Origin of the sequence: Kitasatospora sp. NPDC004745 (assembly GCF_042873275.1) — a bacterium.
GTDB lineage: Bacteria > Actinomycetota > Actinomycetes > Streptomycetales > Streptomycetaceae > Kitasatospora.
Genome location: NZ_JBIALK010000014.1, coordinates 109,843 through 123,495, shown reverse-complemented (window position 1 = coordinate 123,495; position 13,653 = coordinate 109,843). Strand labels below are relative to the sequence as shown.

The 13,653-nt window shown below is 76.7% G+C and carries 12 protein-coding genes and 2 pseudogenes; 10 read left to right on the top strand and 4 right to left on the bottom strand.

Going from position 1 to position 13,653, the window contains the following annotated elements; all coding sequences use genetic code 11:
* Positions 1–329 precede the first annotated feature (329 nt).
* From ACFYUY_RS22870 to ACFYUY_RS22850, 5 genes and pseudogenes are all read left to right on the top strand, one after another.
* Positions 330–1,016: a fasciclin domain-containing protein gene (locus ACFYUY_RS22870; RefSeq protein ID WP_387902991.1), complete on the top strand. Its 687-nt coding sequence runs from the start codon at positions 330–332 to the stop codon at positions 1,014–1,016.
* Between the two features lie 280 nt (positions 1,017–1,296).
* Entirely contained in the window at positions 1,297–2,559 is a 1,263-nt protein-coding gene (locus ACFYUY_RS22865) for an NAD(P)/FAD-dependent oxidoreductase (RefSeq protein WP_387903132.1), read from the top strand.
* A gap of 5 nt (positions 2,560–2,564) precedes the next feature.
* Positions 2,565–3,281, top strand: a pseudogene (locus tag ACFYUY_RS22860) (DUF1365 domain-containing protein); the annotation flags it as partial.
* Between the two features lie 185 nt (positions 3,282–3,466).
* A complete protein-coding gene (locus ACFYUY_RS22855; protein WP_387902988.1) occupies positions 3,467–4,777 on the top strand; it encodes a class I SAM-dependent methyltransferase in 1,311 nt (436 codons plus the stop codon).
* Positions 4,774–5,598 (top strand): DUF1295 domain-containing protein, encoded by an 825-nt coding sequence (locus ACFYUY_RS22850; RefSeq protein ID WP_387902985.1) that lies wholly within the window; start codon positions 4,774–4,776, stop codon positions 5,596–5,598. The genes ACFYUY_RS22855 and ACFYUY_RS22850 overlap by 4 nt, the downstream gene beginning before the upstream one ends.
* 95 nt (positions 5,599–5,693) lie before the next feature.
* On the opposite strand, the gene ACFYUY_RS22845 is transcribed toward ACFYUY_RS22850, so the two are convergent.
* On the bottom strand, positions 5,694–6,443 hold the full coding sequence (locus tag ACFYUY_RS22845; RefSeq protein WP_360221160.1) for an anti-sigma factor: 750 nt from the start codon (positions 6,441–6,443) through the stop codon (positions 5,694–5,696).
* Positions 6,440–7,024, bottom strand: coding sequence for a sigma-70 family RNA polymerase sigma factor (locus ACFYUY_RS22840; protein WP_360221158.1), 585 nt, complete (start codon positions 7,022–7,024; stop codon positions 6,440–6,442). Before ACFYUY_RS22840 ends, ACFYUY_RS22845 begins: the two co-directional genes overlap by 4 nt.
* Before the next feature lie 381 nt (positions 7,025–7,405).
* Between ACFYUY_RS22840 and ACFYUY_RS22835 the strand changes: the two genes are divergently transcribed.
* Both ACFYUY_RS22835 and ACFYUY_RS22830 read left to right on the top strand, forming a co-directional pair.
* The gene (locus tag ACFYUY_RS22835) at positions 7,406–8,086 is read left to right on the top strand and encodes a hypothetical protein (protein ID WP_360221155.1); all 681 of its coding nucleotides are present in this window, start codon (positions 7,406–7,408) and stop codon (positions 8,084–8,086) included.
* Between the two features lie 148 nt (positions 8,087–8,234).
* On the top strand, positions 8,235–9,290 hold the full coding sequence (locus tag ACFYUY_RS22830) for an NAD-dependent epimerase/dehydratase family protein (RefSeq protein WP_387902980.1): 1,056 nt from the start codon (positions 8,235–8,237) through the stop codon (positions 9,288–9,290).
* Positions 9,291–9,362: 72 nt separating this feature from the next.
* Here the strand turns inward: ACFYUY_RS22830 and ACFYUY_RS22825 are convergent, their stop codons facing one another.
* Positions 9,363–10,499: a HAMP domain-containing sensor histidine kinase gene (locus tag ACFYUY_RS22825; protein ID WP_360221149.1), complete on the bottom strand. Its 1,137-nt coding sequence runs from the start codon at positions 10,497–10,499 to the stop codon at positions 9,363–9,365.
* A complete protein-coding gene (locus ACFYUY_RS22820) occupies positions 10,496–11,338 on the bottom strand; it encodes a response regulator transcription factor (protein WP_387902977.1) in 843 nt (280 codons plus the stop codon). The genes ACFYUY_RS22825 and ACFYUY_RS22820 overlap by 4 nt, the downstream gene beginning before the upstream one ends.
* Before the next feature lie 192 nt (positions 11,339–11,530).
* Between ACFYUY_RS22820 and ACFYUY_RS22815 the strand changes: the two are divergent.
* The 3 genes and pseudogenes from ACFYUY_RS22815 to ACFYUY_RS22805 all read left to right on the top strand — a co-directional run.
* Positions 11,531–12,235 (top strand): annotated as a pseudogene (locus ACFYUY_RS22815) (glycosyltransferase family 2 protein); the annotation flags it as partial.
* Positions 12,209–12,898, top strand: coding sequence for a DUF2064 domain-containing protein (locus ACFYUY_RS22810; RefSeq protein ID WP_360221178.1), 690 nt, complete (start codon positions 12,209–12,211; stop codon positions 12,896–12,898). The pseudogene ACFYUY_RS22815 and the gene ACFYUY_RS22810, both read left to right, overlap by 27 nt.
* Positions 12,895–13,617, top strand: a complete 723-nt coding sequence (locus ACFYUY_RS22805; RefSeq protein ID WP_387902974.1) for an SAM-dependent methyltransferase — start codon at positions 12,895–12,897, stop codon at positions 13,615–13,617. Before ACFYUY_RS22810 ends, ACFYUY_RS22805 begins: the two co-directional genes overlap by 4 nt.
* Positions 13,618–13,653: the final 36 nt, after the last annotated feature.

The following is a 13,653-nucleotide window of genomic DNA, read 5'->3' as shown; positions in this document are numbered from 1 at the left end:
GGAAGTGCGCCGGATCACCGCCCCGGGCCCGTCCGGAGTCCGGTTCCCCCGTGGCCGGGAACATCCCGGCGCGCAGCGGAGCGGCGCACGCCGCCGGGGCGGACGGCCCGGGGGGCGTCACCCGATCGGGGGATCCGGAAATCGGCACCCATCCGGTGGCGGTGGGCGGCCGAATGAGGGGCGTGACCGATGAGCCGGGCCGCACGGCGGGCCGGATCCGCCGGACCACCGCGGGAGCCGGCCGTCGACCGGGCACCCGCGGGCCCGGGCAGGTCGGTCACGTTCCGCGTCCGGGATCCGCCCGGCGACCGCTACAGGAGCCTCACCTGATGAACACGACACCTTCGCTGCGCACCTCCTTCGCCGCCGTCCTCGCCGCCGGCGTGCTGGCCGCCTCCCTCAGCGCGTGCAGCAGCGGTGGCGACGGCTCGAAGGCCGGCGATGCGGCCAAGGCGACGACCGCCTCCTCGGCCCCGGCCGCGGCCGCCGGTTCGGCCTCCTCCGCGCCGATGACCGGGGGCGGCGCGGCGCAGGCGATGTCCGGGCAGCCGTTCGGGACCGCCTGTTCGGCCGTGCCGAAGGACGGCGCCGGGTCGTTCAGCGGGATGGCCAAGGACCCGGTCGCCACCGCCGCGTCCAACAACCCGCTGCTGTCGACCCTGGTGACCGCCGTCAAGCAGGCCGGACTGGTCGACACCCTCAACTCCGCGCAGAACATCACCGTCTTCGCGCCCACCAACGACGCCTTCGCCAAGCTCCCGAAGAAGGACCTCGACGCCGTCCTCGCGGACAAGGAGAAGCTCACCAAGATCCTCACCTACCACGTCGTCCCCCAGCGCCTGGACCCGAGCGCCCTCACCGGCGCGCACAAGACGCTCGCCACCGGCGAGGTCACCGTCACCGGCGCGTCCCCCGACTTCACCGTCAACTCCGCCGCCAAGGTGCTGTGCGGCGACGTCCAGACCGCCAACGCCACCGTCTACATCGTCGACACCGTTCTGATGCCCACCTCCTGACGCTGCGTCAGGCCATCGAGCGCGGTCCCCGGCCAACGCCCCCGGCCGGGGACCGCCCCCCCCGGGCGCGCCGGCGGCCGGGGGGCACCCGCACCGGAACCCGCGCCGCCCCGCCCACCGGCAATCCGCGACGCGATCGGCTCCGAACCAGTGCTGTAGACGACCGAGCGGGCCGCCACCGCGGCCCCCGAACAGCGCAGGGGCCTTCGTGACGACATCCGCCACCACCCCCACCACCGGAACCGTCCCCCGCGGCCGCGGCGGCCCGCCCGTCCGGCGGGTGGCGGTGGTGGGCGCCGGCGTGGCCGGTCTCACCGCGGCGTACGAGCTGTCCCGGGCCGGGGCCGAGGTCGAGCTCTTCGAGGCCGACGGCCGGCTCGGCGGCCACGCCCACACCCAGGAGGCGACCGCCCCGGACGGCCGGACGCTGTCCCTGGACACCGGCTTCCTGGTCCACAACGAGCGGACCTACCCGCACCTGGTGCGCCTGTTCGCCGAGCTCGGCGTCCGCACCCGGGACAGCGAGATGAGCATGTCCGTGCGCTGCGACGGCTGCGGCCTGGAGTACGCGGGGGCCCGCGGCCCGGCCGGCCTGCTCGCCCGGCCCGACAGCCTGGTGCGCGGCCGCTACCTGCGGATGCTCGCCGAGGTGCCGCGCTTCCACCGGAGGGCGCGCCGGCTGCTCGCCACCCCGGCCGCCGGTGACCCGAGCCTGGGCGAGTTCCTCTCCGCCGAGGGCTTCTCGCCGTACTTCGTGAGCCACTTCATGACCCCGGTGGTCTCCGCCGTGTGGTCCTGCGCCCCCGACCTGGCGGGCGACTACCCGGCGCGCTACCTGTTCGCGTTCCTCCACAACCACGGCATGCTGGGCGTCACGGGCTCGCCGACCTGGCGCACGGTGGTGGGCGGCTCGCGCACCTACGTCGAGAAGATCGCCGAGAGGCTGACCGCGGTGCACCGCTCCACCCCCGTGCGCGCCGTGCGCCGCCACCCGGACGGCGTCACCGTGGTGACCGAGGACGGGCGCCGCACCGGGGCCGACGCCGTGGTCATCGCCACCCACGCGGACCAGGCGCTGCGGCTGCTCGCCGACCCCACCGACGCCGAGCTCGAGGTGCTGAGCGCGTTCACCTACTCGCGCAACCCGACGGTGCTGCACCGCGACCCGGCCGTCCTGCCCGCCGCCCGCTGGGCGCGCGGCTCGTGGAACTACCGGATGCCGCACTGCAACGCCTCCTCCGACCGGGTGCGGGTGAGCTACCACCTGAACCGGCTGCTGCACCTGGACACCACCGAGGACTACCTGGTCACCCTCAACGAGGACCGCCAGCACCCGGTGCCCGAGGACCTGGTGGTCTCCCGCACGGAGTACCAGCACCCGGTGTACACCGCGCACTCCGTGGCCGCGCAGCGCCGGCTGCCCGAACTCGCCACCGGCCGGACGGCGTTCGCCGGCGCCTACCACGGCTGGGGCTTCCACGAGGACGGCTGCCGCTCCGGCGTCGAGGCGGCCCGATTCCTGCTGGGGGTGGGAGCCCCGTGACCACCCTGCCGGGGCCCTGGGGCGCCGTCCTCTACGACACCCGCACCACCCACGTGCGCACCGCGCCGCTGCGCAACGCCTTCCGGCACCGCGGCTACCTGTGGCTGGTGGACCCGGACCGCCTCCCCCGGGTGCCCCGGGCGCTGCGCCCGCTGGCCTCCTTCCGGTCACGCGACCACCGTCTCGACCCCACCTCAGGAGAGTTGACGATCCGTCAGGACCTCGAAGGCTTCCTGGCCGCGCACGGCGTCCGGCTCGGCCGCGGCCGGGTGCTGATGCTCACCCAGGCGCGCTCGCTCGGGTACGTGTTCAACCCGCTCACGGTGTACTGGTGCCACGACGAGGCGGGCCGCCCGCTGTGCACCGTCGCCGAGGTCCACAACACCTACGGCGGCCGGCACCGCTACCTGCTGCACCCGGACGCGGCCGGGCGGGCCGTCGCGCCGAAGGAGTTCCACGTCTCGCCGTTCTTCCCGGTCGACGGCCACTACCGGATGTCGCTGCCCGAGCCGGGCGAGCGGCTCGACCTCAGCATCCACCTCGAACGTGCCGGCGGGCGGGCGTTCACCGCCACCGTGCACGGCACCGGCCGCCCGGCCGGCCCCGCCGCCCTGCTCCGGGCCGCACTCGGGCACCCCTTCGCCACCTGGGCGGTGAGTGTACATATCCGCTACCAGGGCATCCGCCTCTGGGCACGGGGACTGCCCGTGCACCCCTGCCCAGCGGCCACCGGCCCGCCCCGGCCGACCGGGATACCCGTGGCCGACGGGTCCACGGCCCCGGCCGGGCCCGAGGCCGGCACGAGCACGCCCGACAGGAGCACGCCCGCCGCCCCCGGGCCCGGCGGGCAGGCACCCGAGACCCCCGCACCACCGCACGCCACGCCCACGGAAGAGGTACCCAGCAGATGACCACCACCGCTCCCGTGAGCGCCCCGCCGGCACCCGCCGTGGACCCCGACCGCTGGCCGGACGTCGCCCGCGTCCCGTACGCGCCGCTGCGTGCCGCCGTCGCCGGGCGGCTGCTGGCCCGGGCCGCCGCCCGGCGCGGAGTGCGCGTCGAGCTCCCCGACGGCCGCACCCTGAACGCCGCCACCGCCTCAGGCACGGTGCCCGCCGCCCCCGACGCACCCGTCCTGCGCCTGCACCGCCCGCAGGACTTCCTGCACCGCGTCGGCGAGAGCGGCCTGATCGGCTTCGGCGAGGCGTACCAGGCCGGCGACTGGGACAGCCCCGACCTGGTCGCATTGCTGACCGCACTGGCCGCCGCCCCGGAGACCCTGGTCCCCGGCGGCACCCGGTGGCTGCGCCGCTTCTACGTCAAGCGCCCGCCCGAGACGGAGCTGTCCACCAGCGCCAACGCCCGGCGCAACATCGGCCGGCACTACGACCTCTCGAACGAGCTGTTCGCGCTCTTCCTCGACCCCACGATGACGTACTCCTCCGCGCTCTTCCCCACCGGGCCCGGCCCGCGCCCGGTCGCGACCTGGGAGGAGCTGCCCGCCGCCCAGCACCGCAAGATCGACCGGCTGCTCGACCTGGCCGGCGTCGGCGAGGGCACCCGGCTGCTGGAGATCGGCACCGGCTGGGGCGAACTCGCCCTGCGCGCCGCCGCCCGCGGCGCCCGCGTCGTCAGCCTCACCCTCTCCGAGGAGCAGTTGGCCCTCGCCCGCCACCGGATCGCCGCCGCCGGGCTGGCCGACCGCGCCGAGGTCCGGCTCTGCGACTACCGCGCCGTCGAGGGCCGGTACGACGCCGTCGTCAGCGTCGAGATGATCGAGGCCGTCGGCCGCCCCTTCTGGCCGGACTACTTCCGCACCCTCGACCGCGTCCTGGCCCCCGGCGGGCGGGCCGCCCTGCAGGCGATCACCATGCCGCACGAGCGGATGCTCGCGTCCAGCCGCACCTACACCTGGATCCTCAAGTACGTCTTCCCCGGCGGCCTGATCCCCTCCCTGCAGGCGATCCGGGAGACGGCCGCCCGGCACACCACCCTGCGCGTCACGGCCGCCGACGCCCACGGGCCGCACTACGCCGAGACGCTGCGGCTGTGGCGCGAGCGCTTCCACGCCCGGGCCGAGGAGGTCGCCGGCCTCGGCTTCGACGAGGTCTTCCGCCGCATGTGGGAGCTCTACCTCGCCTACTCCGAGGCCGGTTTCCGCACCGGCTACCTGGACGTCCACCACGTGCTGCTCAGCCGCGAGGAGGTGGCCGGGTGAACGCCGGCGCCTTCGCGGTCAACCTCGGCGTCACCGCAGCGGTCACCCTCGCCGTGCTGCTCGCGGCCTTCGCCGTCGGGGTGCGCACCGGACGCCACCGGGGCGTGGACGTCGCCTGGGGGCTGGCCTTCGCCGCGGTGGCCCTGACCGGCTACGCGCTGTCCGCCGGACACGGCGACGAAGGGCGCCGGCTGCTCGCCACCGCGCTGGTCACGGTCTGGGGCCTGCGGCTGTCCGCACACCTGTGGTGGCGGGCCCGGGGCGCCCCGGAGGACCGGCGCTACGCCCGGATGCTCTCCCGCGCCCCGGCCGGCCCGGCCCGCACCCGGTACGCGCTGCGCATCGTCTACCTGCTGCAGGCCGCCATCGTCTGGTTCGTCTCGCTGCCCGTCCAGGCCGCCCAGTACCTGCCCTCCCCGCCCGGCGCGCTCGCCTGGGCCGGGGCCGCCCTCTGGGCGCTCGGGCTGGCCTTCGAGACGGTGGGCGACCACCAGCTCACCCGGTTCAAGGCCGACCCGGCGAACCGGGGCCGGGTGATGGACCGCGGTCTGTGGCGGTACACCCGCCACCCCAACTACTTCGGCGACGCCTGCGTCTGGTGGGGCCTGTTCCTGCTGGCCGCCGACGCCCCGGTCGGCTGGGCGTTCGTCCTCAGCCCGCTCCTGATGACGTACCTGCTCGCCTTCGGCAGCGGCAAGCCGATGCTGGAGCGGCAGCTCGGCGCGGAACGCCCCGGTTGGGCCGACTACGCGGCCCGCACCAGCGGCTTCCTCCCGCTGCCCCCGCGCCGCGGTCCGAAGCCCGTCGGCGAAGGCCGGTAACGACCGCCGGTGCCGACGGCGGGCAACGGGATCCGGTAACGCCGTCCGCCTCCCGGCCACGAGCCGGGAGGCGGACGGCGGCACGTCCCGCTCCCTCAGGTGAGCGGCAGCAGCATGACCGGTGTCCCGGTGGGGTGCGCGGAGCCGCCGGCGGGCTCGACCGTGAGGCCGACGCCGACCGCGCCGTCCAGCGGGCCGGAGAGCACCATCGCCCCGTCGCCGGTGGGCAGCAGCCCGGCCGGGCGCATCGTCCCGGAGTCGTTGAACCACAGCTCGTACGTGCTGCCGGCGCCCGGCGCGGGCATCCCGGAGGCCAGGAACCCGGCCTGACCGCGGCTCTGCGACCACACCACGGTGCCGACGCCCGCCCCGCCCGAGGCGGTGGCGGTGACGGTGCGCGCGTCCGGGGCGGTGAGCAGGTCGGCGAAGTGGTTCTGCTGCTGCTGGAGGGCGGCCGCCCGGGCCTCGGCCCGGTCGGCCTGGCGGTGCTGCTGGACGGCGACGCCGCCGGCGCCGACGGCCACCGCGAGGCAGGCGGCGAGCGCGAACTCCGGCCACCGGCGGGCGGGTCGGCCGTGCCGGCGCCCGGGCAGGACGGCGGGGGTGGTGCGCGGAGCGTCCTGCCGTACGGTCGGCAGAGCGGCCAGCACGCGCGTCTTGAGGGCCGGCGGGGGCGTCACGGGCTCGGAGGCCCCGAGCCGGGCCAGGGTGGCGGCGAACTCGGCCACCTCCTGGGCGCAGGCCGGGCAGCTGTCGAGGTGCCGTTCGAACTCGGCGCTCTCGGCGGGGTCGAGGGCGTGCGCGGCGTAGGCTCCGGTCAGGGTGTGCAGATCGGCGGCGCTCATGCGGATACCCCCAGGCAGTCGCGCAGCCGGATCAGTCCGTCGCGCATGCGGGTCTTGATCGTGCCCAGCGGCGCACCGAGGACCTCGGCGACCTGCGGGTAGGTGTAGCCGCGGTAGTACGCCAGGGTCAAGGCCTCCCGCTGCAACTCGGTCAGCGTCCTCATGCACCGCCGCACCTGCTCGCGCTCCAGCCGCCCCTCGACCTGTTCGGCGACCTCGTCGAACACCGTGGTGTGGGAGGCCGCGGCCGCGCGCTGGTCCCGGTCGGCGGCCGCCTGTGCGGACCGGACCCGGTCCACCGCGCGCCGGTGGGCGATCGTCAGCACCCAGGCCATCACCTCGCCGCGGTCGGCGCGGTAGCGGGCGGCGGTGCGCCACACCTCCAGCAGCACCTCCTGGGCGACCTCCTCGGACTGCGCCGGGTCGCGCAGGACCCTTCGCACCAGCCCCAGGACGGGGCCGGCCACCGCGTCGTACAGCCGCGAGAAGGCGTCCTGGTCACCGCGGGCGACCAGCCCGACCAGTTCCTTCAGGTCGGGCCCCGGCCGTCCGGGGCCGGACAGGTGGACGACGGCGCTCATCCGGCGACACCTGCCGCACGGCGGGCGGGCGGTGGGCCCCAGGGACGGGCGATGGACAACGGGCCTCCCACGACCACGGCGGCGCTCGGCGCGCCGGACGAACCGGAAACGGCTGACACCCGCTCTTCGGAGCGGACGGCCCACCGGATTGGCCGGCCCGGCGAACCCCGCGGTCCGCCGCCCGGACGGGCACCGCCGGGGCGCCCCGGCGGTGGACCGGGTGGCTCCCGCGAGAGGGCGCCCCGGAGGGCGATCCGCCCATCACACCAATCCGCCGCGGTACCGGGGGACGAATTCCAGACAGGAAGCACGGCCCGGCCCCGGGGCCCACAGCACCGGGTGGGTGACGGGCCGCGACCGCCTCCGCAAGGACCGATGACCATGAAAGCCAGACTCCTCGCTCCCGTCCTGACCGCCGTGCTGCTCGGCGTCGGCGCACTGCCGGCCGCCGCGCACGGCGGTCCGGGCGACGACGACGGCGCCCAGGGCGGTACGGCCTACGCCGCCTCGCCGTTCCTGGCGCCGCAGCACTCCCGCTTCACCCTCGCCATCCTGCTGCCCGTGCCGGACAACCACGTCTCCGGCGCCGGCACCGCGACCGTCCAGCTCAACAGCGACGACACCGCCCGGATCACCGTGAACGCCAGCGGACTGCTCGACGGCGCCCCGCACGCCATGCACATCCACATCAAGGGCAGCGGCGAGTGCCCCACCGCCGACGCCGCCACCCTGCACAACGGCTACCGGGCCATCAGCACCACCGACGGCCTGCCCGCCTACGGACCGATCGGCACCTCGCTGACCACCAAGGGCGACACCAGCCCGGCCAGCGCCCTGGCCGTCGACCGCTTCCCGGCCACCGGCACCTTCCACTACTCGCGGACCATCCAGCTCACCAGCGACGTCGCCCAGCAGGTGCGGGCCGACAACGCCGTCGTGGTGGTCCACGGCATCGACTACAACCACAACGGCAGGTACGACGGCGTCCTCGGGCCCAGCGATCTGAACCCCGCCCTGCCCCAGGAGGCCACCGCACCGGCCCTGTGCGGCCCCCTCGACTGACCGTCACGCCCACCCGACCGGGCTCCCGTCCGTGGTCCCGCCGCAGCGCGCAACGGGACCACGGGGGCGCCGCGGCGACCTTACGGATTGCTGACCCCGCCCCGCGGCGGCGGCCCGGCGCGCCGGCCGGCCGGTAGCGTCACCGGTCATGAGGATCCTGGTCACCGGCGGCGCCGGTTTCATCGGTTCGGCGGTCGTACGGACCCTGGTCGGCGCGGGCCACGAGGTCCGCGTGCTGGACGCCCTGCTGCCCGCGGTCCACCCCTCGGGGGCGGCCCCCGACCTGCCGGCCGGCGTCGACTTCCGGCACGGCGACGTCCGGGACGCCGCGGCGGTGGCGGGTGCCGTGGCCGGGGTGGACGCGGTCTGCCACCAGGCGGCGATGGTCGGCCTGGGCCTGGACCTCGACGACGCGCCCGAGTACGTCGGCTGCAACGACCTCGGCACCGCGGTGCTGCTGGCCGCGATGGCCCGCACAGGGGTGCGGCAGCTGGTGCTGGCCGGGTCGATGGTGGTCTACGGCGAGGGCCGGTACGCGTGTGCGGAGCACGGGAGCGTGGCACCCGGGCCGCGGCGACCGGGCGACCTCGACGCCGGCCGGTTCGAGCCGCCGTGCCCGGTGTGCGCGGCCCCGCTCCGGCCGGGCCTGGTCACGGAGGACGCGCCGGGGGACCCGAGGAACGTGTACGCCGCGACCAAGCTCGCCCAGGAGCACCTGGCCGCCGCCTGGGCCCGCGCCTGCGGCGGGTCCGTCCTGGCACTGCGCTACCACAACGTCTACGGCCCGGGCATGCCGCGCGACACCCCGTACGCCGGGGTGGCCTCGCTGTTCCGCTCGGCGCTCGCCCGCGGCGAGGCCCCCCGGGTGTTCGAGGACGGCGGCCAGCGCCGGGACTTCGTCCACGTCGACGACGTCGCGGCGGCGAACCTGGCCGCGCTGGCGGACCTCGGCGGCCGGCCGCCGGGCAGTGCGCGGGCGTACAACGTCGGCAGCGGGGAGGTGCGGACGGTCGGCGAGATGGCCCGGGCGCTGGCCGATGCCTTCGGCGGCCCGGCCCCGGTGGTGACCGGTCAGTACCGGCTCGGGGACGTCCGGCACATCACCGCCGACTCCTCCCGGCTGCGGGCGGAGCTGGGCTGGCGGGCCCGGGTGCCGTTCGGCGCGGGGATGGCCGAGTTCGCCGCCGCGCCCCTGCGGGCCTGACCACCGGCGGGCGGGACCACCCGCCCGCCGGGGCCCGCCCGCCGGGGCCCGCCCGCCGGGGCCCGCCCGCCGCTACCCGCGCGCCGCCGGGAGCGCGATCTCGAAGCAGCAGCCCCCGCTGACGTTGCGCACCCGGGCGCGGCCCGCGTGCGCCTCGACGATGCCGCGGACGATGGCCAGTCCGAGCCCGGCCCCGCTGTCGCCGCCCTCCCCGGGATCGCGCAGCGGGGTCCGGGCGGTGCTGCCGCGCCAGCCGGTCTCGAACACCCGGGAGAGGTCCTGTTCCGGGATGCCCCCGCAGCCGTCGGTGACCGAGAGGACGACCTCGTCCACCTCCCGGCGGGCCGAGACCGCGACCACGCCGTCCTCCGGCGTCGAGCGGATCGCGTTGACGAGGAGGTTGCCCAGCACCCGGGTGATCTCGCGGCTGTCCACCTCGACCGGCTCGGCGGCGACCTGCCGGCCCTCCAGCCGGACGCCGCGCTGGCGGGCGAGCGGGTGGGCGCCGGCCAGCGCGTCGTCGACCAGGTCGTAGACGGACACCCGGGACACCGAGAGGGCGAGGGCGCCGGCCTGGATGCGGGAGAGCTCGAAGAGGTCGTCGACCATCCCGGTGAGCCGCTCCACCTCGGTGCGGATCCGGCTGAGGTAGCGCTCCGGTTCGTCGGCCACGCCGTCCTCCAGGGCCTCGGCCATGGCCCGGAGCCCGGCGAGCGGGGTGCGCAGGTCGTGGGAGATCCAGGCGATCAGCTCGCGCCGCGAGGCGTCCAGCGCCTGCGCCCGGGCCCGGGACTCGGCGAGGCGGGCGCTGGTGGCGGCGAGTTCCGCGCTGAGCTGGGCGAGTTCCCGGGCCAGGGGGTGCTCCGGCGCGGTGAAGCCGGTGTCGCTCCCGACGGTGCGGGCGGCGGCCGTCAGGGCCCGGCTGCCCGCCACGACCTGGCGTCCGAGCAGGGCTGCCGTGAGCAGCGAGACCACGGACGCCATGCCGAGGACCGTGATCACCACGCCGAGGTCGTGCCGGGACAGGAACATCGCCTGGGCGACGGCGAACGTCCCGGAGGTGACGGCGAGGACGGTGACGGCGGCGACGCAGAGCAGCGAGAGCGCCATCGAACGGCGGCGCAGCAGGCGCACGGCGGGCCAGCCGAGCAGACCGGCACCGGCGGCGCCGAGCCCGGCGAACAGGGCGATGAGCAGCAGGTCCTTCACGCCGGTCCGTCCTTCTCGTCCGCGGCGGAGGTGACCGCAGCGGGGTCGACCGCAGCGGGGTCGGCCGTCGCGGGGTCGCCGGGCATCGGCTCGGCCGCCCGGGTGCCCGTCGCGGGGTCGTAGCGGTAGCCGACGCCCCAGACCGTGCTGATCAGCGTCGGAGCGGCCGGGTCGTCCTCGATCTTCTCGCGCAGTCGGCGGACGTGGACGGTGACGGTGGAGAGGTCGCCGAAGTCCCAGCCCCAGACCCGCTGCATCAGCTCCTGGCGGGGGAAGACCGTCCCGGGGTGCCGGAGGAGGAACGCCAGCAGGTCGAACTCCCTCAGCGTCAGCGTGAGTTCGTTCCCCCGGCGGCGGGCCCGGCGGGCCTGCGGGTCGAGCGTGATGTCCCCGGACGCCAGCGGTCCGGGGGGCGGCGTCGCGGGCGCGGCGGAACGGGAACGGCGCAGCACGGACTGCACGCGCAGGACGAGCTCCCGCGGACTGAAGGGCTTGGTGACGTAGTCGTCCGCGCCCAGTTCCAGGCCGAGGATCCTGTCCGCCTCGTCGCCCTTGGCGGTGAGCATGACCACCGGGAGGTCCGCGCCGTCCGCGGTCGCGCGCAGCCTGCGCAGGATCTCCAGGCCGTCGATGCCGGGGAGCATGAGGTCCAGGACCAGCAGGTCGGGGCGGTGGCTGCGGGCCAGCGCGAGGCCCTGGTCGCCGTCGGTGGCCCGGTCGACGTGGTGGCCGGCCCGGGTGAGGTAGCCGGCGACGACCTCCCCCACGGTGAGGTCGTCGTCGATGACCAGGATGCGGGCGGGGTCCGGTGGTACCGCGGTGGCGGCGCTGTCGTTCACCTCGCCGAGGATACGAGCCCCGGCCGTGGCCGGGTGCCGCCTCGGGGAGGGCGTTCGTCTTCCGTAAGATCACGGCTCCGGCCGCTCCGGGGCCCCGTCCGAGCGCCGCACCTCCGCCGGGCCGACGTAGGACTTTCGTAAGGGCGCGGTTCGGCCGCCGCGGGCCCGCCCGCGCCTAGCGTGGCCGACGTGATCCCTCCGACTCCTTCCTGGCCTCGTGCCGAGCTGCCGCGAGCCGAGCTGCCGCGTGCCGACGTGATCCTGCCCTGCCTCGACGAGGCCGCGGCCCTGCCCTGGGTGCTGCGGCGGGTGCCCCCGGGCTGGCGGGCGATCGTCGTCGACAACGGCTCCCGGGACGGCTCCGCCGAGGTGGCGCGCTCGCTGGGCGCGACGGTCGTCGCGGAGCCGCGGCGCGGCTTCGGCGCCGCGTGCCACGCCGGGCTGCTCGCCGCGAGCGCCGAGCTGGTCTGCTTCATGGACTGCGACGGCTCGCTGGACCCGGCCCAGCTGCCGCGGGTCGCCGCGCCCGTCCTCGCCGGCTCGGCGGACCTGGTGCTCGGCCGGCGCCGCCCCGCCGCCGCCGGGGCGTGGCCGCTGCACGCCCGCCTGGCCAACGCGGCCCTGGCCCGCCGGCTCCGGGCCCGGACGGGCGCACCGCTGCACGACCTCGGCCCGATGCGGGCCGCCCGCCGTGACCGGCTGCTGGCGCTCGGCCTGGGCGACCGCCGCTCCGGCTACCCGCTGGAGATGGTGCTCTCGGCGTCGGCGGCCGGAATGCGGATCGCCGAGACCTCCGTCGACTACCTGCCGCGGACGGGCCGCTCCAAGGTCACCGGGACGGTGCGCGGCACCCGGCAGGCCGTCCGCGACATGCGGGCCGTCCTGGCCGCGCCGCCGCCGACCCTGCTGGTGATCGCCAAGTCGCCCGTCCCGGGCCGGGTGAAGACCCGGCTCACGCCGCCCTGCACGCCCGAGCAGGCGGCGGCGCTGGCCGAGGCCGCCCTCACCGACACCCTCGCCGTCCTCTCCCGGGTGCCGGCCGGCCGGCGGCTGCTCGTCCTGGACGGCGCCGTCGGCGACTGGCTGCCGCCCGGCTGGCAGGTCGTGCCGCAGGTGGCCGGCGGACTGGACGCCCGGCTCGCCGCCGCGTTCGCGCACGCCGGCCGGATCGCCCCGGAGGCGCCGGCCCTGCTGGTCGGCATGGACACCCCGCAGCTGGACGCCGCGCTCCTCGCCGGGGCCCTGTCGCCCGCCCGGCGCGCCGGCGTCGACGCCTGGTACGGCCCGGCCGGCGACGGCGGCTTCTGGGCGCTCGGCCTGGCCCGGCCCGGCGAGCGACTCGCCCGGCGGCTGCTCCTCGGCCTGCCGATGTCGACCGCGGACACCGGAAGGGGCCTGCTCGACCGGCTGGCCGCGGAGGGCCTGGTGACCGAGCACCTCCCGGTGGTCACGGACGTGGACACCATCAGCGACGCCCGGGACGTCGCCGCCGAGGCGCCGGGCGGCAGGTTCGCGGCCTGTCTGCAGGCGATCGAGGGCGCCCGGGAGGTGACGGGGTGACCACGGAGACCGGGCCGACCACGCAGGTGGAGCCGACCACGCGGACCGGAGTGGCCGCACAGGCCGGAGCGTGGACGGACGACCCGTTCGCCGAGGCCGTCCGCGCCGGCCGGGGCCCGCTGTGGCTGCGCCGCGAGGACGGCGGCCGGATCCCGCTCGACGTGGAGCGCTGGTGCGCGCCCGCCGCCGGGGCGGACCACGGGTTGCTGGAGCGCTGCACCGGGCTGGCCGCGCCGGTGGTGGACCTCGGCTGCGGCCCCGGCCGGCTGGTCGCGGCCCTGCTGGGCCTCGGGGTGCCGGCGCTCGGCGTCGACATCACCCGGGCCGCCGTGGCCCGGACCAGGAGGCTCGGCGGGCCCGCCCTGTGCCGGTCGGTGTTCGACCGGCTGCCCGCGGAGGGCCGCTGGGGCGGCGCGCTACTGGCCGACGGCAATCTCGGCATCGGCGGCGACCCTGGGTTGCTGCTCGGCCGCAGTGCCGAACTCCTCGCGCCGGGCGGCGTGTTGCTGGTCGAGGTGGACCCGCGGGAGATCGACGAGCGGATCACCGTCCGGGTCGAGGGGCGCCACGGGCGGCTCGGCCCGCCGTTCCGCTGGGCCCGCTGCGGTGCGGTGGCCACCGCCCGACGGGCCGGGCGGGCCGGCCTCGTCGAGACGGAGCGCTGGTCCTCCCACGGCCGCCGCTTCCTCGCCTTCCGCCGGGCGGCCCACACCGACTGACGGAACCCCGCGAGCACGCCGCGGGATCCCTCGGGC